Here is a 19,663-nt window from a genome sequence, read left to right as displayed (position 1 = left end):
TCTCGCAGTACGACGGAACTCCGGCCCGCCGCCCCTAGCGTCCCCGGTGACCGCACTCATCCGAGGAGCACCCATGACCGTCTGGACCGCCGACCGCATCCCCGACCAGCACGGCCGCACCGCCGTGGTGACCGGCGCCAACTCGGGCCTCGGCCTGGTCACCGCGACCGAGCTGGCCCACCGCGGCGCCCACGTGGTGCTGGCCGTCCGCAACCTCGCCGCCGGCCGGGAGGCCGCCCGCCGGATCGGCGGCGACGTCGAGGTCCGCGAACTGGACCTGGCCTCCCTGTCTTCGGTGCGCGCCTTCGCCGCCAAGCTGGCCGCGGACCATCCCGCCATCGATCTCTTGATCAACAATGCCGGCCTGGTCCTGCTGGGCCCTCGCCGTACCACCGCCGACGGCTTCGAACTTCAGCTGGGCACCAACATGCTGGGCCACTTCGCCCTGACCGGCCTGCTCCTGGACGCCCTGTCCGCCGCCCCGGCGGCCCGGGTGGTCAGCCTGAGCTCGATCACCCACAAGAACGCCCACCTGGACTTCGGCGACCTCATGTACGAGCGGGACTACCGTGCGGCGCCCGCCTACGGCCGCTCCAAACTGGCCACCACGATCTTCGGCTTCGAGCTGGACCGCCGCCTGCGAGCCGCCGGCTCAACGGTCGTCAGCACCTTGGCCCACCCCGGCCTGACGCGCACCAACCTCACCCCGCGCGCCTGGGAGCACCGCCCCCGCCTCGGGCGGATCATCGCCTGGGCCGGCCTGCTGGCCACCCAGCCGGTGGGACAGGGCGCCCTGCCCCAACTGCGCGCCGCCACCGACCCCACCGCCCGCGGCGGCCAGTTCTTCGGCCCCGCCCGGATGGGCGAGACGCGAGGCCGCGTCACCGAGGCCCGCGCAAGCCGGGACGCCACCGACCCGGTCATCGGCGAACGCCTCTGGGCAGCAGCCGAAACTCTGACCGGCGTCAGCTACCTGTGAGCCGTCAGACGCTCTGGCCGAGGTCGACCTTGGGCTTGGGGACCCGCATGCGGCGGAACGTGAGACCACGCATCACGCCGTACAGCTGGAGCGACCCCATCCGCTGCGTGTGCTTGGGGAAGCGCTCGTTGACGAGTTTCTTCACCTTGCGCGAGATCAGAATGCTGTCCACGATCACGCCCAGGGCCAGCAGCAGCCACAGGACGTTGCTGGCCAGCTGCACCGCCGCGATCTGCACCGTCGAACCGATCAGCACGATCAGCGCCCCGCCAAAGAACCACGTGCCCACCGTGCGGCGCGCGTCGACGATGTCGCGGACCAGGGACCGCTCCGGCCCACGGTCGCGGGCCAGGAGATAACGCTCGTCGCCCGCCTTCATGCCGGCCGAGGCCTCCGCGCGCTCCTCGCGCTGGCGCTCGCGCATCTGCTTGAGCTGCTCTTTGCGGTTGGTCGGCGTCGGCTCCGCCACGCGGCGCCCCGTGCTCGTCCTCTTGGGCGTGGCCACCCCCAGCTCTTTCTTGCTGGGTGTGTAGCTCTTCGGGCGCGTCGTCTCAGGCGTCACCTCCTCCACGACCTCGGTGGTGGGGGTGTCGTCTTGCTTGCGGCGGAAAAGCGAGGGCACGCTCAGAGAGTAGCCAAGCGGCGCGGTGTGTTTCACACCGCGCCGCTGATAGTGATGAAACCGGAGCCTGTTACAGCCTCTCGACGTGCGCGCCGAGCGCCGCCAGCTTGCCTTCGAAGTCCTCGTAACCCCGGTTGATCAGGTCCACCCCGTACACCCGGGAGGTTCCCTCCGCCGCCAGCGCCGCGATCAGGTGGGCGAAGCCGGCCCGCAGGTCGGGGATGACCAGGTCGGCCGCGTGGAGCTTGGACGGGCCGGCGATGACCGCCGAGTGCATGAAGTTGCGCCGGCCGAAGCGGCACGGCGTGCCGCCCAGGCAGTCGCGGTAGACCTGGATGGTGGCGCCCATCTGGTTCAGCGCGTCGGTGTAGCCGAGCCGCTGCTCGTACACCGTCTCGTGCATGATCGAGATGCCGCGGGCCTGCGTCAGCGCGACCACCAGCGGCTGCTGCCAGTCGGTCATGAAGCCCGGGTGGACGTCCGTCTCCAGCGCCACCGCCTGCAGCTCGTGGCCGGGGTGCCAGAACTTGATGCCGCCCTCGACAGCGGTCACGCCGTCGCGGGCCACCCGGTCGTCGGTGATCTCGCATTCGCCGCCGATGGAGCGGAAGACGTTCAGGAACGTCATCATGTCGGCCTGGCGGGCGCCCAGCACCTCGATCTCGCCCTTGGTCGCCAGGGCGGCCGCGGCCCAGCTGGCCGCCTCGATCCGGTCGGGGATCGGCTTGTGCTTGTAGCCGTGCAGCTTGCGCACGCCCTGGATCTCGATGACCCGGTCGGTGTGCACCGTGATGATCGCGCCCATCTTCTGCAGGACGCAGATGAGGTCGATGATCTCGGGCTCGATGGCCGCGTTGCGCAGCTCGGTCACACCTTCGGCCCGTACGGCGGTGAGCAGCACCTGCTCGGTCGCGCCGACGCTCGGGTAGGGCAGCTCCAGCTTGGCCCCGTGCAGGCCGTTGGGCGCGCTCAGGTGCATGCCCTCGGGCGCCTTGTCGACGACCGCGCCGAACTCGCGCAGCGCCTGGATGTGGAAGTCGATGGGCCGGGGGCCGATGTGGCAGCCGCCGAGGTCCGGGATGAACGCGTGCCCGAGGCGGTGCAGCAGGGGACCGCACAGCAGGATCGGGATGCGGCTGGAGCCCGCGTGCACGTTGATCTCGTCGGTGCTGGCGCTCTCGACGTTCGTCGGGTCCATGACGATCTCGCCGTCGTCGGCGCCGTCGCTGACCTTGACCCCGTGCAGGGCGAGCAGGCCGCGGACGACCTCGACGTCGCGGATGCGCGGCACGTCGTACAGGTGGCTCGGTGACTCACCCAGCAGGGCGGCGACCATCGCCTTGGAGACGAGGTTCTTGGCGCCACGGACCCGGATCTGACCCTGCAGCGGCGTACCGCCGTGCACGACCAGGACGTCGTCGGTCAACGTAACCTCCAGCTGGCGGGCGTTGGGGCGCCCGAGATGATCGAGGGGGCAGGAGCCGGATGGGGGTACCCGCTTCTGCAACCGAGGAAGCATAGCGCTGAGTGACAAATTAGGAAGCCATCACAACGCCCAGCGGACGGTAAATAGGACAGAGTTAAGAATCCCGGACGCGCTGCGGATCTTGACGACTACCCAGAGTCACTACGGCAATGCGAGCATCTGGTCCAGCGCGACACGCGCGTTGTGCGCCGTGTCCTCGTCGACCGTGATCACGTTCGGCACCCGGCCGGCGACGAGTTCCTCGAGCGCCCACACCAGGTGCGGCAGGTCGATGCGGTTCATCGTCGAGCAGTAGCAGACCGTCCGGTCGAGGAACATGATCTGCTTGTCGGGGTGGGCCAGGGCCAGGCGGCGTACGAGATTGAGCTCGGTGCCGACCGCCCACGCCGACCCGGCCGGCGCCGCGTCCAGGGCCTTGATGATGTATTCGGTCGAGCCCACGTAGTCCGCCGCGCGCACCACGTCGTGCCGGCACTCGGGGTGGACCAGCACGTTGACGCCCGGCACCCGCTCGCGGACCTCGCGCACGCTGTCGATGGTGAAGCGCCCGTGCACCGAGCAGTGCCCCCGCCACAGGATCATGCGCGCGCTGCGGAGCTGCTCGTCGGTCAGCCCGCCGCCCGGCTTGTGCGGGTCGTAAAGGACACAATCATCGAGATCGAAGCCCATTTCGAGTACGGCGGTGTTGCGCCCCAGGTGCTGGTCCGGCAGGAAGAACACCTTGCTGCCCTGCTCGAACGACCAGTCCAGGGCACGCTTGGCGTTCGACGACGTGCAGACGACGCCCTTGTTGCGCCCGACGAAGCCCTTGATGTCGGCCGACGAGTTCATGTAGGTGACCGGGACGACGTCGCCCGCGATGCCGAGGTCCTCGAAACGTTCCCACGCGGTCTCGACCTGGCCCAGCACGGCCATGTCGGCCATGGAACAGCCGGCCGCGAGGTCGGGCAGGATCACCTTCTGCTCGGGCTTGGTGAGGATGTCGGCGCTCTCGGCCATGAAGTGCACGCCGCAGAACACGATGAACTCGGCGCCGGGCCGGGCCGCGGCCTGCTGGGCGAGCTTGAACGAGTCGCCGGTGACATCGGCGAACTGGATGACCTCGTCGCGCTGGTAGTGGTGGCCGAGCACGAAGACGCGGTCGCCGAGCGCGGCCTTGGCGGCCGTGGCGCGGGCGACCAGGTCGGGGTCGCTGGGTGCGGGCAGGTCGCCCGGGCAGTCGACGCCCCGCTCGGAGGCGGGGTCGCTGCCCCGGCCGAGCAGCAGCAGTGCGGTGGCGGTGTTCGAGGGTTCGGTCCAGGTCGACGTCACGTCGGTCATCGTCGCACAGCGCGAGACGGTCATCGCTTCCTCAGGGAGTGGGCTGCCACACTCATCACGTGCGCGTATTGATCTGCCCCGACAAATTCGCCGGCACGCTGTCCGCTCCCGAGGTCGCCGAGGCGGTGGTGGAAGGCTGGACCGGCGAGGACGAGCTGATCAGCCGTCCGATCGCCGACGGCGGGCCGGGCTTCATCGAGGTCCTGGCCGGCTCGCTCGGCGGCCGCCGGATCCCGGTCGACACCGTCGACCCGCTGGGCCGTCCGGTTCCGGGGGAGATCCTTCTGGTCGGCTCCACGGCGTACGTGGAAAGCGCTCAAGCCTGTGGCCTGCACCTTTTGACCAGACAAGAGCGGGACCCCAACACCACCAGCTCGTACGGGCTGGGCCTGCTGCTCCTGGCGGCCGTCGAGGCGGGTGCGGCCGAGGTCGTCGTCGGGCTCGGCGGATCGGCCACCAACGACGCCGGCGCCGGGATGCTGGCCGCGCTCGGCGCCCCGCCGGTCGACGTGGCCGGGTACGCCCTGCCCTACGGCGGTGCCTATCTCAACGCGGCGGCCGCGCTCGGCGGAGCGCCGCGGCTGCGCCAGGTCAGCCTGATCGCCGCCACGGATGTGGACAACCCGCTGACCGGGCTGCACGGGGCCAGCAAGATCTTCGGGCCGCAGAAGGGCGCCAGCGAGGAGGACGTCTATCGGCTCGACGCGGCGCTGGAGCAGTTCGCCGGCGTACTGGAAAGGGCCTTTGATCTGACCGATCTCGAAGTCGCCCCTGGTGGGGGAGCGGCCGGTGGCATCGGGGCCGCGCTGATCGCCCTCGGCGGGCGTGTGGTGTCCGGTATCGGCCTGGTCTCGACCGCGATCGGCCTGGAGAAGGAGCTGGACGCGGCCGACCTGGTGATCACGGGAGAGGGATCTTTCGACCACCAGTCGCTGCGCGGAAAGGTGGTGGCGGGCATCGCGGGCGGCGCCCGGGACCGCGGACTGCCCTGCGTGGTGCTCTGCGGGCGGAACGAGACAGGCTTCCGCGAGGCCGCCTCGGCCGGCGTCACCGAGACGTACTCCCTGACCGAGCACTTCGACAGCGAGGAAATCGCCCTGCGGGAGCCCGCCCGTGGCCTGCGAGAACTCTCCGCGCGGCTGGCTTCCCAGTGGAGCCGGTGAAGTAAGCCACCCCAATTGGGAATCTCAGGGAATGGGGTTAGCGTTGGCAAGTACTGCACCTGACTGAGTTTTCCCGCAGCGGAAAACAGAAGGTCAAACCGTGTCCAGGACCCTGCAGGGAGATACGCAGTGACTGCTGAAGCGCACACCCCGTCGACCGAGGCGACTGCCGCCCCGACCGGCGTCCTCTTGACCGACGTCGCCGCGGTGAAGGTCAAGGCCCTGATCGAGCAAGAAGGCCGCGACGACCTGCGCCTGCGTATCGCCGTGCAGCCCGGTGGCTGCTCCGGCCTGCGCTACCAGCTCTTCTTCGACGAGCGCTCGCTCGACGGCGACGTCGTCAGCGACTTCGGCGGCGTCGAGGTCGTGGTCGACCGGATGAGCTCGCCCTACCTGGCCGGTGCCACGATCGACTTCGCGGACCGCATCGACGCGCAGGGCTTCACGATCGACAACCCGAACGCGCAGAACTCCTGCGCCTGTGGTGACTCGTTCCACTGATCGTTCGGTAAACAGCAGGCCGTCCCGTTAACGGGGCGGCCTGCTGTGCGTTACCCAGCCGGTAGGCTGCGTACGTAAGCCCCCCGTTTCTCCCAACCCAAGGGCCCATCATGAAGATCGCCGTGACCGGCTCGATCGCCACCGACCACCTGATGCACTTCCCGGGACGGTTCGCCGACCAGCTCATCGCCGACCAGCTGCACAAGGTGTCGCTCAGCTTCCTCGTCGACGACCTCGTGGTCCGGCGCGGCGGCGTGGCCCCCAACATCGCGTACGGGATGGGCAAGCTCGGTCTGCACCCGATCCTGGTGGGCGCGGTCGGCGCCGACTTCGCCGACTACCGCTCGTGGCTCGAGCGGCACGGCGTCGACTGCGACTCGGTGCACGTCAGCGACGTCGCGCACACCGCGCGGTTCGTCTGCACGACCGACGAGGACCTCAACCAGATCGCCTCGTTCTACGCGGGCGCGATGGCCGAGGCCCGCAACATCGAGCTGGCACCGGTCGACGCCCGGGCCGGCGGCCTCGACCTGGTGATCATCGCCGCCAACGACCCGGCGGCCATGGTGCGCCACTCGCAGGAGTGCCGCGCGCGGGGCTTCAAGTTCGCGGCCGACCCGTCGCAGCAGCTCGCCCGCATGGACGGCAGCGACGTGCTGACCCTGATCAGCGGCGCCGAATACCTGCTGACCAACGAGTACGAGCGCTCGCTGCTGGAGACCAAGGCCGGCCTGACCGCCGACGAGGTCCTCGACCAGGTCAAGATCAGGGTGACCACGCTCGGCAAGGACGGTGTCGAGATCACCGGCCGCGGCATCGAGCGGATCCACGTGCCGGTCGCCCGCGACGTCATCCCGGCCGACCCGACCGGCGTCGGCGACGGCTTCCGCGGCGGCTTCTTCGCCGCCATCTCGTGGGGCCTCGGCCTGGAGCGGGCGGCCCAGGTCGGCTCGCTGGTGGCCGCGCTGGTGCTCGAGTCGGACGGCGCCCAGGAGTACGACGTGCGCCCCGGCGACTTCATCAAGCGCTTCGCCGACTCGTACGGCGACGACGCCGCCGCCGAGATCAAGTCGTTCCTGCCGGTCGTCTGAGGAAGAGCCATGGTGTTGGCGGTCTTTGCCGGTCTGCCCGGCGTGGGGAAGAGCACGCTCGCCGCGAGGGTGGCCACCGAGCTGCCGGCGTGCGTGCTCGCCGTCGACACCGTCGACTTCACCCTTCAGCGGTACGAGGTGAGCGAGCCCCGCCCGGGCTACGCGGCCTACGGCGTGGTGGCGGCCCTGGCCGAGGTGCAGCTGGCCAACGGCCAGCACGTGATCATCGACGCCGTGAACCCGGTGAAGGCGGCCCGCCAGCTCTGGGTCGACCTGGCCGAGCGCCTGGCCGTGCCGTTGCGCGTCGTCGAGGTGGTGTGCGGCGACGACGCGGAGCATCGGCGCCGGGTCGAGAAACGTTACGAGTCCCGCGACCACGATGGCATTCCCGACTGGGTACGGGTCCTGGAGCGGCAGAAGGAGTACGAGCCCTACCTGGGCCCGCGCCTGGTCGTCGACACCTTCTTCGCCAAAGACCCGGTCAGCCCGATCCTCGAATACCTCAGCTGACCCGTCGCACGTCGAAGGCGTTCGGCCCGGGGGAGCCCAGGTACTCCTGATCCTTCATGCGGCACCAGGCCGGGATGTCGTTGGCCGCGGCCGGGTCGTCGGCCAGCACCCGTACGGTCTCGCCGATCTCCAGATCTTTGATCTTCTTGGCGAGGTGGATCACCGGCAGGGGGCACTTCTCGCCCCGGCAGTCGAGCTCGATCACATCCCCGCCTCCTTCCGGATCTCCTCGACGATCTTCGGCAGTACGGCCAGGAACCGCTCCACCTCGTCCTCGCTCGTGCCGCGATGCAGCGAGATCCGCACGTTGCCGTGGCTCAGCACGCCCATCGCCTCGAGCACGTGGCTCGGCCTCAGCGTCGAGGCCGTGCACGACGAGCCGGACGAGACCGCGAACCCGGCGCGGTCCAGCGCGTGCAGCAGCGCCTCGCCGTCGACGTAGAGGCAGGAGAAGGTGACCAGGTGCGGCAGCCGGTTCACCGGGTCGCCGACCACCTCGACGTCGGGCACGGTCGCCGCCACCCGCTCCCGGATCCGGTCGACCAGGGCCGACAGGCGCACCGCCTCGGTCTGTGCCTCGGACAGCACGGCCCGCAGGCTCGCCGCCGCGGCCACCACCGCCGGGAGATCGAGGGCGCCCGACACGCCCGGGCGATAAAGATCATCCTGGGGAAACGGCGAGATCCAGCGCACACCCTTGCGTACGATGAGGACACCGACCCCGGGCGGGCCGCCCCACTTGTGCGCGCTCGCGCTCAGCAGGGACCACCCCGGCGGCACCGGCGCGCGCCCGACCGACTGGGCGGCGTCCACAAACAACGGCACCCCCGCCTCGTCGCAGTAACCCGCGGCCGCCGCGACCGGCTGCTCCGTGCCCACCTCGTGGCTCGCGCTGATCAGCGCGGCCAGCGCGACGCCCGGTGTGGACACCGCGGCGTCCCAGGCGTCCAGGTCGAGCCGGCCCTCACGGTCCACTCCCACCTCGACGGCCTGGCCGCGGCGGGCCGCGTGCAGCACGGCCGAATGCTCGATCGCCGAATGCACCAGCGTGTCGCCCTGCCGCGCCCGTCCACCGAGGGCACCCAGCACCGCCGCCTGCGCCGCCACCGTGCCCGACGGCCACAGGGACACCTCGTCCGGGCGTACCCCCAATGACTCGGCGAACGCGGCCGTCGCCGCCTCGGAAAGCTGTTGCGCCCGCCGGCCCGCGGCATAGAGCCGGGCCGGGTCGGCCCATCCATCGTCGAGCGCCGCCAGCAGCGCCTCGCGGGCCACCGGATGCAGTGGAGCCGCGGTCGCGGCGTCCATGTATGCCGCCGGACCACCAGGAACGCCCATGTATTCCACTCGGGAACGGTATCGTCCGGTTGTTGAGGGGTAACCGTGCACCGTCGAAGATCCGACCCCCCGGCCCGGACGTTAGGGCCAGGTCGAGTAATCTGCGACCGACGGTGACGCCTTGCCGCTCGGTGTCCGGTTTCGGGCGGGGCGGCGCTGCTAAGGGAGGCAAAAGCAGGTGGGCGCAAAGAGTTCGGCCGTACGGCCGCGATCGGCAGTCCGGTTCGCCGGGCTCGGCCTCGGCGGGTCGGCCCTGCTGTTGCTGCTCTCGGGCTGTTCGGTGAACGGCATCGGCGACGCGTTCAGCCACTTCGGGTGGCCGAGCAACGGCATCAGCCTGCAGGCACACCGGATGTACGACCTGTGGATCGCCTCGGTCGTCGCGGCCCTCGTGGTCGGCATCTTCGTGTGGGGCCTGATCTTCTGGTGCATCATCCGGTACCGCAAGCGCGGCGACGAGCTGCCCGTGCAGACCCGGTTCAACATGCCGATGGAAGTTCTTTACACGGTCACCCCGGTGCTGATCGTGGCGGTGCTCTTCTACTACACGGCGGTCGTGCAGACCGACGTGGACAAGCTGTCGAAAAACCCCGACCAGGTGGTCGAGGTCGTCGCGTTCAAGTGGAACTGGCAGTTCAACTACCGCGACGGGCTGGGCGAGGACGCCAACACGGTGGCCTCGACGGTCGGCTCGTCCGACGTCATCCCGCTGCTGGTGCTGCCGACCGGTGAGAAGATCCGGTTCGAGGAGACGAGCAAGGACGTCATCCACTCGTTCTGGGTGCCCGAGATGCTGTTCAAGCGCGACGTCTTCCCGGGCAACGTGCGCAACCAGTTCGAGGTGACCCTCGACCGCGAGGGCCGCTATGTCGGACGGTGCGCCGAGCTCTGCGGCACGTACCACGCCTTCATGCAGTTCGAGCTCGTCGTGGTCTCGCCCGACAAGTTCGACCAGTACCTCACGGCCCGCAAGAACGGCGCCACCACCCAGGAGGGCATGGCGGCGATCGGCTACACCGGCGACCAGGCGTACGCGACGACCACCAAGCCGTTCGACACGCGCCGGCAGAACCACAGCTGGAACCAGACCAACTCCGTCGCCTCGGGCGCCGGCGCCGTGACCACCGCGGGGAAGTGAGCGGCTCGTGAAGACCGAATACAAGATCTTCGTCGGGGTCGCGGCCTTCCTCTTCGGCGCGGCGATCGTCTACGGCTTCTACTCGCAGAGCTACGAGGGCCACGTCGAGTGGATCGGCACGGTCGCGCTGATCCTCTCCGGACTGCTCTGCTCGATGTGCGGCGGCTTCTTCTGGTTCGTCTCGCGGCGCATCGACCTGCGCCCGGAGGACCGTGAGGACGGCGAGATCGCCGAGGGCGCCGGCGAGATCGGCTTCTTCAGCCCGGGCAGCTACTGGCCGTTCGGCATCGCGCTGTCGGCCACGGTGGCCGGCATCGGCCTGGCGTTCTGGATGTGGTGGCTGGTCGTGGTCGGCCTGATCCTCGTGATCATCGCGTCCAGCGCCATGATCTTCGAGTACTACACCGGCACGAGGCACCCCGCCGAGCATTGAGGTCTTGACGAAAAGGGCCCGCGGTCATCGACCGCGGGCCCTTTCTCATGCCGCCTGGCGTTGTCTCGGGGCTATCTTGCGGGGCTTGGTGACGCCGTACCAGTGGACGACGATCGGTGCGACGACCTCGGCCGCTCCGCAGCGGGTGCAGATCATCTCGGGGCAGTCGTCGTGGCCGTCCGAGCAGGGCGGCACCTCGAACATCATGTCGCCGTCACAGATGACGCAGCGCATCTCGCGATCCGACACGGGTGGGCTCCTCTCTTCGCCGTCTCTTCGCCGGAAGGTGGATTTACCCGAATTCAATTCAGACGCTGCCACGGAAATGGGGCATCGTGGCGGATTAGCGACGGCGTGTTACCTGTGAATCCGTTTGTCCGGCCCTATTCGGCGGCCTTGGCCGCCTGTGCGGCCGCCACCCAGCGCTCCAGGAGCGCCGTGGCCGCCCCGGAGTCGATCGTCTCCTGGGCTCGCGCTATTCCGGCCCGCAGCGTGTCTCTGAGGTCGCCGGGGAAGCCACTCTGCGCGGCCAGGGCGGCCGCCACGTTGACCACGACGGCGTCACGGACCGGGCCGTGCTCGCCGGCGAAGGTGCGGTGGGCCACGTCGGCGTTGTACGCCGAGTCGCCACCGCGCAGGGCGGCCGGCTCGGAGCGGGGCAGACCGAGCTCGACGGCGTCGATCACCAGCTCCTCGACCTTGCCGCCGCTCGCCGTCCACACCCGGGTCGGCGCCGCGGTGGTGAACTCGTCGAGACCGTCCTCGCCGCGCATCACGATCACCGAGTCGCCGCGCCGGGCGAAGACCTCGGCCATCACCGGCGCCATCCGGATGTCGAAGCAGCCCACGGCGCCCGAGGTCGGGCGGGCCGGGTTGGTCAGCGGGCCGAGCACGTTGAAGAACGTGGGCACGCCCAGCTCACGGCGCGGCACGGCCGCGTGGCGCATGCCGGGGTGGTACCGGGCGGCGAAACAGAAGCCGATGCCGGCCTCGGACACCGTGCGGCCCACGCCGGCCGGGCCCAGGTCGAGCGGGATGCCGAAGCGCTCGAGCAGATCGGCCGTGCCGGTCGTGGACGAGGCGGAGCGGTTGCCGTGCTTGACCACCGTCACACCCGAAGCGGCCGTGATGATCGCCGCCATGGTGGAGATGTTCACAGTGTTGGCCCGGTCGCCGCCGGTGCCGACGACGTCGACCGCGGAGGTGCGGACGTCGTCGGGCAGCGGGACCAGTGTGGCGTTGTCGAGCATGGCCTCGACCAGGCCGGCCAGCTCGCCCGGCGTCTCACCCTTGGCCCGCAGGGCGATCGCGAAGCCGGCGACCTGGGCCGGGGTGGCGTTGCCGGCCATGATCTCGCCCATCGCCCAGGCGGTGTCGGCCGAGGCCAGCTCCTCGCCGCGGAGCAGGGCCATGGTCAGGTTGGGCCAGGTGCGTGAGCCCATGTCTCAGGCGAGCTTGCCGAGCGTGCCCAGCGGGATCGCGCCGTCACGGCGGGCCCGGAGCATCGCGGCCACGGTCTGCCCGGTGGTCACCGGGTCGAGCGGGGCGACCAGGGTCTGGTCGACCTGCGAGTACGCCGCGAGCCAGCGGTCGGCCGCGCGGGCGATGACCACGCAGACCGGCGGGGGAGTGGCGTATTCGTCCTTGGTCTGCCGGGCGATGCCCAGGCCGCCCGCGGGCGCCGCCTCGCCGTCGAGGACCATCAGGTCGATCTCGTACTTGTCGAGCAGGTTGCGGCAGTCTTCCCAGGTGGCGGCGTCCGCGAACTCGACCTTGAGGTCGGCCGCCGGGCGTTCGCCGATGGCGAGCCGGATCCGGTCGCGCACCGCGGGATCGTCGCTGTAGAGCAAAACCGTGTACTCGTCGCTCATAATGTGGCCCCGGTTCACGTCGTAGGTGCTGCCCGATCGTAACGGACCTCACTACTCGGTGTCGGACCCCGGTCGCCCGGCGATTTCCACGTTTGTGATCTTGGCTTCAGCCGCCCGCTCCTCGGCCTCCTGGCGGTCGAGGGCGCGGTCGATCCGGCGGGCCTCGCGCTCGGACTGGCGGATCCACTGCAACACCAGGATGCCCAGCATCGTGACGCTGACGATCTCACCGCCGGCCCAGAGGATGCCGCCCGCCGTGACCTGGTCGGCCTTCGGATCGGCCCAGCTCAGGCCCAGGCTCGGGTAGTAGTCGCCGGCCAGCAGCGTGCTCGCCTGCATGATCGTCAGACCGAGGACGGTGTGGAACGGCACCGACAGCACCATCAGCAGCGCGCGGCCCGGGTAGGGCCAGCGGTTGGGCAGCGGGTCGAGGCCCAGCAGCGGCCAGAAGAACAGGCAGCCGGTGACGATGAAGTGGATGTGGATGAACTCGTGCAGCCACGGGTGCAGCAGCGTCTGCCGGTAGAGGTCGGTGAAGTACAGGATGAACGGGTTGGCCACGAAGATGCCGAAGGCGACCAGCGGGAACGTCAGGACGCGGGCCACCCGGCTGTGCAGCACGGCCAGCAGCGTCTTGCGCGGGCTCGTGGGCAGCACCCGCAGGGCCAGCGTCACCGGCGCGCCCAGGGCCAGGAAGATCGGCCCGACCATGGACAGCGTCATGTGCTGGACCATGTGCACCGAGAGCAGCGCCGTGTCGTATTTCTCGATGCCGGTCACCGTGACGGCCGCGATGGACCCCAGTCCACCTGCGACGAAGGCCACCGTGCGGCCCGCCGGCCAGTGGTCGCCGCGCAGTCGTAGCCGGTAGACGCCGTAGCCGTACAGCGCCGCCGCCACCACGAGGAACAGTGCGACCAGGCTCCCGATGTGGATCTCGGTGAAGATCGCGGCCGGGGTGAACGGCGGAAGGACAGTATCCCCGCTGGACGCGGCGAGTGTGGGCGTTTCGGCTAGGTGCACCATTCGAGGCTAGGCCCATCCGGTCGGGACCACTTCTTCCGGGCTGGAATCTCATGACGGATTCGACCCCCCGCATCACCTTGGACTGATCGCGGGGCAATAATGAGCCTCGTGACAGCGGCCTCAGCCATCGACAAGAGCAGGATCCACTCGCTGACGCGACCGAACATGGTGAGCGTCGGCACGATCGTGTGGCTCTCCAGCGAACTCATGTTCTTCGCGGCGTTGTTCGCCATGTACTTCTCGATCCGTGCGGCAGCGCCCGAGTTGTGGGAAGAGCACACGCAGCACCTCGAGATTCCGTACGCGACGACGTTCACGGTGATCCTGGTTCTCTCCTCGGTCACCTGCCAGCTCGGCGTGTTCGCCGCGGAGAAGGGCGATGTGTTCGCGCTCCGTCGCTGGTTCACCATCACCTTCGTGATGGGCCTGATCTTCGTGCTCGGGCAGGCGAACGAGTACCGCAACCTCGTCCACGAGGGCATCAAGCTCAACGGCGACGGCTACGGCTCGATGTTCTATCTGACCACCGGGTTCCACGGCCTGCACGTGACCGGCGGTCTGATCGCGTTCATCGTCTACATGATCCGTACGACCATGGGTAGGTTCACCCCGGCGCAGGCCACCTCGGCGATCGTCGTGTCGTACTACTGGCACTTCGTGGACATCGTGTGGATCGCGCTGTTCGCCATGATCTATTGGCTTCAGTAGCCCGCATCCGTCCATGAGCTTCAGGTCAAAACCCAGAGGGACTCAGCCCATGACTTCAGACACCCCCGCCAAGCGGCGTCTCAGGGTGTTCTCCCGGGGGCGCAAGGCGCCGAGCCGGGCGCGCCGGCGGTTCGGCGCGGCGGTGCGCATGCTCGCCGCCCTCGCGCTCGCCGGCGGCATCTACACCGCTTTCGCCCCGGGAGCCTTCGCCGAGGACAACCGGCAGTTGTCGGCCGCCGCGCTCGAGGGCAAGCAGCTGTTCGACAACAGCTGCATCAGCTGCCACGGCCGCGACGCCCAGGGTGTCGACGACAAGGGACCGAGCCTGATCGGCGTCGGCGCCGCGTCCGTCGAGTTCCAGGTGGGCACCGGCCGCATGCCGATGGTCCGGCAGGAGGCTCAGGCCGAGCAGAAGAAGCCGCAGTTCGACGAGACGCAGACCAAGCAGCTCGCCCAGTACATCCAGGAGCTGGGTGGAGGCCCCCAGATCCCGCAGGGTGAGCTGGTCGAGAACCTCGAGTCCAACCCCGAGGCGCTGGCCCGCGGCGGCGAGCTCTTCCGGGTCAACTGCACCTCGTGCCACGGCTTCGGCGGTGGCGGTGGCGCCCTGTCGTCCGGCAAGTTCGCGCCGGCGCTGCACGACGCCACGCCCGAGCAGATCTACGCGGCCATGCTGACCGGCCCGCAGAACATGCCGGTGTTCGGCGACAACCAGCTCACGCCGGACGAGAAGCGCGAGATCATCACCTACATCACGCTCCAGCTGCAGCAGGACCGTGACCCGGGTGGCCTGTTCAACCTCGGCCGTTACGGCCCGTCGACGGAGGGCGTGGCCGTCTTCCTGGTCGGCATCACGCTGCTGGTCTTCACGGCGCTGTGGATTGCGGGGAAGTCATGACGACTGTGCACCACGACACCGAGCCGGCCCAGCCGGTCGATGTCCACGACCCGAAGATGACGCGTTTCGACATCGTCAAAGAGGGCCTGCGCCGCGACGAGATCGAGATCATCACCTACGAGTCGCAGTTCCAGGGCCGCGACTCGAAGGCGGAGAAGCGGGTCGTCCGCAACATCGCGCTGCTCTTCATGCTCTCGGGCCTGGCCGCCCTCGTCTTCCTGGCCGCCTACATCTGGTGGCCGTGGCGGTTCGAGCTCGGCGAGACCATGAGCGACTTCTACACGCCGATCCTCGGCATCAGCCTCGGCGTCTCGCTGTTCGCGCTCGGCTTCGCGATCCTGGCCTGGGCCAAGAAGCTGCTGCCGCACGAGGTCTCGATCCAGGCGCGGCACGACGGCGCGTCGCCCAGCGACGAGCAACTGATCACCGGGCAGACCGCGCTCTTCGTGGGCGACGAGCTGGCCGGCGGTGTGCAGCGCCGCCCGCTGCTCAAGGGCGCGATCGGCCTCGCCGCCGCGCCGTTGGGCATCGTGGCCGCGGCCCCGCTGATCGGTGGCCTCATCGAGAACCCGCACAAGGGCTCGCCGCCGCCGCTGTTCTCGACCGGCTTCAACCCGGTGCACAACAACGGCCAGCCGGTCCGGCTGGCCCGCGAGGACGGCACCCCGATCCGGCCCGAGGACATCAGCACCGGTGGCCAGGCGACCGTCTTCCCGGGCATCCCGCACGGCGCCACCAACGAGTTCGCCGACTCGCCGACCCTGCTGATCCACCTGCGGGCCGACGACGCCGAGGAGACCCGGCGCAACGCCGAGGCCGACCGGCGCAACGCCGGCTCGATGTACGGCGACTACGTCGCGTACTCGAAGATCTGCACGCACGCCGGTTGCCCGGCGAGCCTGTACGAGCAGCAGACCAACCGCCTGCTCTGCCCGTGCCACCAGTCGCAGTTCCTCATCACCCGCAACGCGCAGCCGGTCTTCGGCCCGGCCAGCCGCCGTCTGCCGATGTTGCCGCTGGGCGTGGACGACGAGGGCTACTTCGTGGCAAAGTCCGACTTCAAGGACACTGTCGGACCTGACTTCTGGGAGCGGCCGTGAAGCGGCGCAAAGTAGACCTCGCGCAGGCCCCGGTGGCCGTCGCGCGAGGCACCGACGAGCGGTTCCAGGCGGCGACCCCGCTGCGGGCCCTGCTCAACAAGGTGTTCCCTGACCACTGGTCGTTCCTGCTCGGCGAGATCGCGCTCTTCTCTTTCATCGTCCTGCTGCTGACCGGTGTCTTCCTGACCCTCTTCTTCGACCCGTCGATGAAGGAGGTCGCGTACGACGGCCCGTACTCGGCCCTGCGCGGCACCGAGATGTCGGCCGCCTACGAGTCGTCGCTGAGGCTGTCGTTCGAGGTTCGCGGTGGCCTGTTCATGCGGCAGATGCACCACTGGGCGGCGCTGCTGTTCATGGCGTCGATCGTCGTGCACATGGCGCGCATCTTCTTCACCGGCGCCTACCGGAAGCCCCGCGAGATCAACTGGGTGATCGGCATCATCCTGTTCCTCCTCGGCTTCTTCGCCGGCTTCACCGGCTACTCGCTGCCGGACGACGGCCTGTCGGGCACCGGTCTCCGCATCGCGTCGGCGATCATGCTGTCCTTCCCGATCATCGGCACCTGGCTCTCCGCCGCCGTCTTCGGCGGCGAGTTCCCGGGCCACCTGATCATCGGCCGGTTCTACATCGCCCACGTGCTGCTCATCCCGGGCGGCCTGCTGGCGCTGATCAGCATCCACCTGGCCCTGGTGTTCAAGCAGAAGCACACCCAGTGGCCGGGCCCGATGCGGACCAACACCAACGTGGTCGGCGAGCGCATGTTCCCGCGGTACGCGCTCAAGCAGGGCGGCTTCTTCATGGCCTGCTTCGGCACGATCGCGCTGCTCGCCGGTCTCTTCCAGATCAACCCGATCTGGCTGTTCGGCCCGTACCGCGCGTCCGAGGTCTCCTCGGCCTCGCAGCCCGACTGGTACGTCATGTTCATGGACGGCCTGGTCCGTCTCATGCCGAACTGGCAGATCTACATCGGCAACTACAGCATTCCGCCGCTGTTCTGGCCGGCCGGCGTGGGCCTCGGCGTGATCTTCACGTTGCCGCTGCTCTGGCCGTGGCTGGAGTCGCGCAAGTCCGGCGACAAGCGGATCCACAACCTGCTCGAGCGTCCCCGCGACAACCCGGAGCGGGTCGGCATCGGCGCCATGGCGTTCACGTTCTTCCTGGTCGCCACGATCTCCGGCGCCAACGACGTGATCGCCGACAAGTTCCACATCAGCCTGAACGCGATGACCTGGGCCGGCCGTATCGGCCTGATCGTCGGCCCGCCGCTGATGTACTGGGTGGCCGTCCGCATCTGCCTCGGCCTTCAGCAGCACGATCGCGAGGTGCTGGCGCACGGCGTGGAGACGGGCATCATCCGCCGCCTGCCGAACGGCCAGTTCGTCGAGGTCCACCAGCCGCTGGGCCCGGTGGACGACCACGGGCACCCCGAGCCTCTGGAGTACGGCGGCTGGGTCGTCCCGAAGAAGATGAACCGGGTCGGCGCCCTCGCGCCGGCGATCAAGGGCTTCTTCTTCCCGGTCGAGAAGCCGGCCGAGGCCCCGGTCTCGCCCGGTATGCCGCCGGTCTCCGGCAAGGACCGCGAGGAGATCGGGTCCGGTCGCTGACCCGGCACGCTGTCACGTAAAACGAGGAAAGGGGCCCGCTTCGGCGGGCCCCTTTCTCTATCTAAGATTGATCGGTCCACTCCCTCAGAGGCGAGGAGCCCGCTGGTGAACACCGCGATCGTGCACATCGACTGCGCCACCGACTCGATTCCCGAGGTCGCGGAGGCGCTCGCGGCTCTGGACGGCGTCAGCGAGGTGTACTCGGTGGCCGGCAACGTCGACCTCATCGCCATCGTGCGGGTGCCCCGCTTCGACGACATCGCCGAGGTCATCGCCGGCAAGATCTCCAAGACCCCCGGCGTGGTCAACACGGAGTCGCACATCGCGTTCCGCGCCTACTCCAAGCACGACCTGGAGGACGCCTTCGCCATCGGCCTCCCCGACGCCGACTAGGCCCTCACGCTGACCGTCACCGGGCCCGGGGCGCGGATGACGTCGATCAGCTTCTCGCCGGCGGCGACCTCGGCGCCGGGCCACACCACGCAGCGCTCGATCTCGCCGTGGACGATGGCGCCGGCGCCCACCACGGCGTCGGTGACGGTTCCGGTGATGGTGGCCGAGGGGTCGATGAGGGCGCGGGCCTTCGCGGCGTGCAGATTGGCCGTGAGGTAGTCGCCGGGCGTCCCGGTGTCGATGTAGGAACCCGCGTAGTCGATCAGCTCGAGCGCGCCTTCAGCCTCGGCCGGGCGCCACACCGTACGCACGAGGTTGCTCATCTCGGTCGAGAGGTCGCGGACGTAGCGCCACGGCAGCAGCGAGAAACCGGCGAACCGGCGCCCGCTGAACCCGCCGGTCGCCCCGGGCGGATTGGTCTTGGTCAGCATCCGCACGGTCTCGCCCGACCAGCCGTCGAGCAGCGCCGCGATGTCCTTACCCGGCTCACGACCGGGATCCGAGAGGTACGCGTCGGCGTTGCCGACGAGCGCACCCCGCCCGTCGATCCAGCCCTTGAGCCGCCCCACCCCACCCGAGGTGCCGACCGGCCCGTCCGGCTCGACGGAGAGATGGGCCCGCTCACCGACGTGCGCCACGACCCGCTCGCCGAGATAGGCCGCGTTGACGGCAGCGTTCCCGGTGCCGGCCAGCCCGAGGGCGGCCAGCCGGGCCAGCGCCCGATCAAGCAGGGCCACGTTGCCGACCGGGCAGAGCGCCTTGGGCAGGATCTCGGTCAGCGGCCGCAGCCGCTGCCCCTCACCCGCGGCCAGCACCACACCGCAGACCTCGGTCACTTGTCCCCGGCCCCGCCCGCTCCACCGGCGGCGTCCCCGCCCTCGCCGTCGGCGCCCTCGGCCCCGGCGGCGGCCTCGGCCTTGTCGTAGACGGCGGCTTCCCTTTCCACCTTTTCGGCGGCCAGGGCGGCGGTCTTCTTGCCGCCGATGCCGTACTGGCTCAGCAGGTGGGCCGTGTTGACGGTCAGGCGGGGGAGGTCGTCGACCGGGAACCAGGCCGCCTCGAGGATCTCGCCGCCGTCGACCGCGAGCTTCGTCGTGGAGGCGGGGACCGCGCCGAAGAACACCGTGTCGACCACGCCGACCGGGTGGATGATCGCGTTCGGGTTGCCCGGTGTCAGATCACCCGGTGCGATGCGGACGCCTGTCTCCTCGAACAGCTCGCGGGCCGCGCCGATCTCCGCCCGCTCATGCTTTTTCAGCAGGCCGGCCGGCAGGCTCCAGCCCCGGTTCGGCGGCTGGCGCAGCAGCAGGATGCGATCGGGGTCGCTCGACTCGCTGTCGCGGACCACTGCGACCGCGCCGACCAGATATCTCGGGGCGACCAGCCCGGCGATGCGGCGGCGGGCGGCGCTCGGCAGCCGATAGAAAGCCTGATACGCGTACGCCCGTACGACCCGAGGGAAACTCACACGCGCAAGGCTAC

The 19,663-nt window shown here is 69.5% G+C and carries 22 protein-coding genes and 1 pseudogene; 12 read left to right on the top strand and 11 right to left on the bottom strand.

Translation table 11 applies throughout. From position 1 onward, the window contains the following. The first annotated feature begins 73 nt into the window (after window positions 1-73). Window positions 74-979 carry an oxidoreductase gene (locus CRP55_RS12285; RefSeq protein WP_097319996.1) on the top strand — a complete coding sequence of 302 codons (906 nt, stop codon included), beginning with the start codon at window positions 74-76 and terminating at the stop codon, window positions 977-979. Window positions 980-983: 4 nt separating this feature from the next. Here CRP55_RS12285 and CRP55_RS12280 read toward each other — a convergent pair whose 3' ends face one another. The 3 genes from CRP55_RS12280 to nadA form a co-directional block, all read right to left on the bottom strand. Further along, on the bottom strand, window positions 984-1,601 hold the full coding sequence (locus CRP55_RS12280) for a DUF3043 domain-containing protein (protein WP_097319995.1): 618 nt from the start codon (window positions 1,599-1,601) through the stop codon (window positions 984-986). 70 nt (window positions 1,602-1,671) lie between these two features. Then, window positions 1,672-3,027, bottom strand: a complete 1,356-nt coding sequence (murA, locus tag CRP55_RS12275) for a UDP-N-acetylglucosamine 1-carboxyvinyltransferase (protein ID WP_097319994.1) — start codon at window positions 3,025-3,027, stop codon at window positions 1,672-1,674. Between the two features lie 201 nt (window positions 3,028-3,228). Further along, on the bottom strand, window positions 3,229-4,407 hold the full coding sequence (nadA, locus tag CRP55_RS12270) for a quinolinate synthase NadA (protein ID WP_097320328.1): 1,179 nt from the start codon (window positions 4,405-4,407) through the stop codon (window positions 3,229-3,231). A gap of 59 nt (window positions 4,408-4,466) precedes the next feature. Here nadA and CRP55_RS12265 point away from each other — a divergent pair, with 59 nt between their 5' ends. The 4 genes from CRP55_RS12265 (at window position 4,467) to CRP55_RS12250 (ending at window position 7,672) form a co-directional block, all read left to right on the top strand. After that, window positions 4,467-5,570 carry a glycerate kinase family protein gene (locus CRP55_RS12265; RefSeq protein WP_097319993.1) on the top strand — a complete coding sequence of 368 codons (1,104 nt, stop codon included), beginning with the start codon at window positions 4,467-4,469 and terminating at the stop codon, window positions 5,568-5,570. A 129-nt stretch (window positions 5,571-5,699) separates the two neighbouring features. Beyond that, window positions 5,700-6,071 carry an iron-sulfur cluster insertion protein ErpA gene (gene erpA, locus CRP55_RS12260; RefSeq protein WP_097319992.1) on the top strand — a complete coding sequence of 124 codons (372 nt, stop codon included), beginning with the start codon at window positions 5,700-5,702 and terminating at the stop codon, window positions 6,069-6,071. Window positions 6,072-6,181: 110 nt separating this feature from the next. Beyond that, complete coding sequence (locus CRP55_RS12255) at window positions 6,182-7,162, top strand: carbohydrate kinase family protein (RefSeq protein WP_097319991.1); 981 nt, start codon at window positions 6,182-6,184, stop codon at window positions 7,160-7,162. A 9-nt stretch (window positions 7,163-7,171) separates the two neighbouring features. After that, window positions 7,172-7,672 carry a P-loop nucleotide/nucleoside kinase family protein gene (locus CRP55_RS12250; protein WP_097319990.1) on the top strand — a complete coding sequence of 167 codons (501 nt, stop codon included), beginning with the start codon at window positions 7,172-7,174 and terminating at the stop codon, window positions 7,670-7,672. Here CRP55_RS12250 and CRP55_RS12245 read toward each other — a convergent pair. After that, complete coding sequence (locus tag CRP55_RS12245) at window positions 7,665-7,877, bottom strand: sulfurtransferase TusA family protein (RefSeq protein WP_097319989.1); 213 nt, start codon at window positions 7,875-7,877, stop codon at window positions 7,665-7,667. The two genes, CRP55_RS12250 and CRP55_RS12245, sit on opposite strands and share 8 nt — an antisense overlap. Next, on the bottom strand, window positions 7,874-9,010 hold the full coding sequence (locus CRP55_RS12240) for a cysteine desulfurase family protein (RefSeq protein WP_097320327.1): 1,137 nt from the start codon (window positions 9,008-9,010) through the stop codon (window positions 7,874-7,876). The genes CRP55_RS12245 and CRP55_RS12240 overlap by 4 nt, the downstream gene beginning before the upstream one ends. Before the next feature lie 178 nt (window positions 9,011-9,188). Here CRP55_RS12240 and ctaC point away from each other — a divergent pair, with 178 nt between their 5' ends. Further along, entirely contained in the window at window positions 9,189-10,148 is a 960-nt protein-coding gene (ctaC, locus tag CRP55_RS12235) for an aa3-type cytochrome oxidase subunit II (protein WP_097319988.1), read from the top strand. A 7-nt stretch (window positions 10,149-10,155) separates the two neighbouring features. Next, window positions 10,156-10,581 (top strand): cytochrome c oxidase subunit 4, encoded by a 426-nt coding sequence (locus tag CRP55_RS12230; RefSeq protein WP_097319987.1) that lies wholly within the window; start codon window positions 10,156-10,158, stop codon window positions 10,579-10,581. Between the two features lie 45 nt (window positions 10,582-10,626). Here CRP55_RS12230 and CRP55_RS12225 read toward each other — a convergent pair whose 3' ends face one another. The 4 genes from CRP55_RS12225 to CRP55_RS12210 all read right to left on the bottom strand — a co-directional run bounded on the left by CRP55_RS12225 (window position 10,627) and on the right by CRP55_RS12210 (window position 13,478). Next, entirely contained in the window at window positions 10,627-10,830 is a 204-nt protein-coding gene (locus tag CRP55_RS12225; RefSeq protein ID WP_097319986.1) for a hypothetical protein, read from the bottom strand. Between the two features lie 134 nt (window positions 10,831-10,964). Further along, window positions 10,965-12,023, bottom strand: a complete 1,059-nt coding sequence (trpD, locus tag CRP55_RS12220) for an anthranilate phosphoribosyltransferase (protein ID WP_097319985.1) — start codon at window positions 12,021-12,023, stop codon at window positions 10,965-10,967. A 3-nt stretch (window positions 12,024-12,026) separates the two neighbouring features. Further along, complete coding sequence (locus tag CRP55_RS12215) at window positions 12,027-12,452, bottom strand: hypothetical protein (protein ID WP_097319984.1); 426 nt, start codon at window positions 12,450-12,452, stop codon at window positions 12,027-12,029. 51 nt (window positions 12,453-12,503) lie between these two features. Continuing rightward, window positions 12,504-13,478, bottom strand: coding sequence for a cytochrome c oxidase assembly protein (locus tag CRP55_RS12210; RefSeq protein WP_097319983.1), 975 nt, complete (start codon window positions 13,476-13,478; stop codon window positions 12,504-12,506). A gap of 108 nt (window positions 13,479-13,586) precedes the next feature. Here CRP55_RS12210 and ctaE point away from each other — a divergent pair, with 108 nt between their 5' ends. The 5 genes from ctaE (at window position 13,587) to CRP55_RS12185 (ending at window position 18,181) form a co-directional block, all read left to right on the top strand. After that, window positions 13,587-14,186: an aa3-type cytochrome oxidase subunit III gene (gene ctaE, locus CRP55_RS12205; RefSeq protein ID WP_097320326.1), complete on the top strand. Its 600-nt coding sequence runs from the start codon at window positions 13,587-13,589 to the stop codon at window positions 14,184-14,186. A 49-nt stretch (window positions 14,187-14,235) separates the two neighbouring features. Further along, window positions 14,236-15,084 carry a cytochrome bc1 complex diheme cytochrome c subunit gene (gene qcrC / locus CRP55_RS12200; RefSeq protein ID WP_097319982.1) on the top strand — a complete coding sequence of 283 codons (849 nt, stop codon included), beginning with the start codon at window positions 14,236-14,238 and terminating at the stop codon, window positions 15,082-15,084. Continuing rightward, a complete protein-coding gene (qcrA, locus tag CRP55_RS12195) occupies window positions 15,081-16,184 on the top strand; it encodes a cytochrome bc1 complex Rieske iron-sulfur subunit (RefSeq protein ID WP_097319981.1) in 1,104 nt (367 codons plus the stop codon). Before qcrC ends, qcrA begins: the two co-directional genes overlap by 4 nt. Beyond that, window positions 16,181-17,788, top strand: a complete 1,608-nt coding sequence (gene qcrB / locus CRP55_RS12190; RefSeq protein ID WP_097319980.1) for a cytochrome bc1 complex cytochrome b subunit — start codon at window positions 16,181-16,183, stop codon at window positions 17,786-17,788. Before qcrA ends, qcrB begins: the two co-directional genes overlap by 4 nt. A gap of 105 nt (window positions 17,789-17,893) precedes the next feature. Continuing rightward, window positions 17,894-18,181: an Lrp/AsnC family transcriptional regulator gene (locus tag CRP55_RS12185; RefSeq protein WP_097319979.1), complete on the top strand. Its 288-nt coding sequence runs from the start codon at window positions 17,894-17,896 to the stop codon at window positions 18,179-18,181. On the opposite strand, the gene CRP55_RS12180 is transcribed toward CRP55_RS12185, so the two are convergent. Then, window positions 18,178-19,017 (bottom strand): nucleotidyltransferase family protein, encoded by an 840-nt coding sequence (locus CRP55_RS12180; protein WP_097319978.1) that lies wholly within the window; start codon window positions 19,015-19,017, stop codon window positions 18,178-18,180. The genes CRP55_RS12185 and CRP55_RS12180 overlap by 4 nt on opposite strands. 143 nt (window positions 19,018-19,160) lie before the next feature. Beyond that, window positions 19,161-19,649 (bottom strand): annotated as a pseudogene (locus tag CRP55_RS12175) (NUDIX hydrolase); the annotation flags it as partial. Between the last annotated feature and the right edge of the window lie 14 nt (window positions 19,650-19,663).

It is taken from the genome of Paractinoplanes atraurantiacus (assembly GCF_900215205.1).
Classification (GTDB): domain Bacteria; phylum Actinomycetota; class Actinomycetes; order Mycobacteriales; family Micromonosporaceae; genus Actinoplanes; species Actinoplanes atraurantiacus.
The sequence above is the reverse complement of the archived record's forward strand: the minus strand, read 5'-3'. Positions and strand labels throughout refer to the sequence as shown.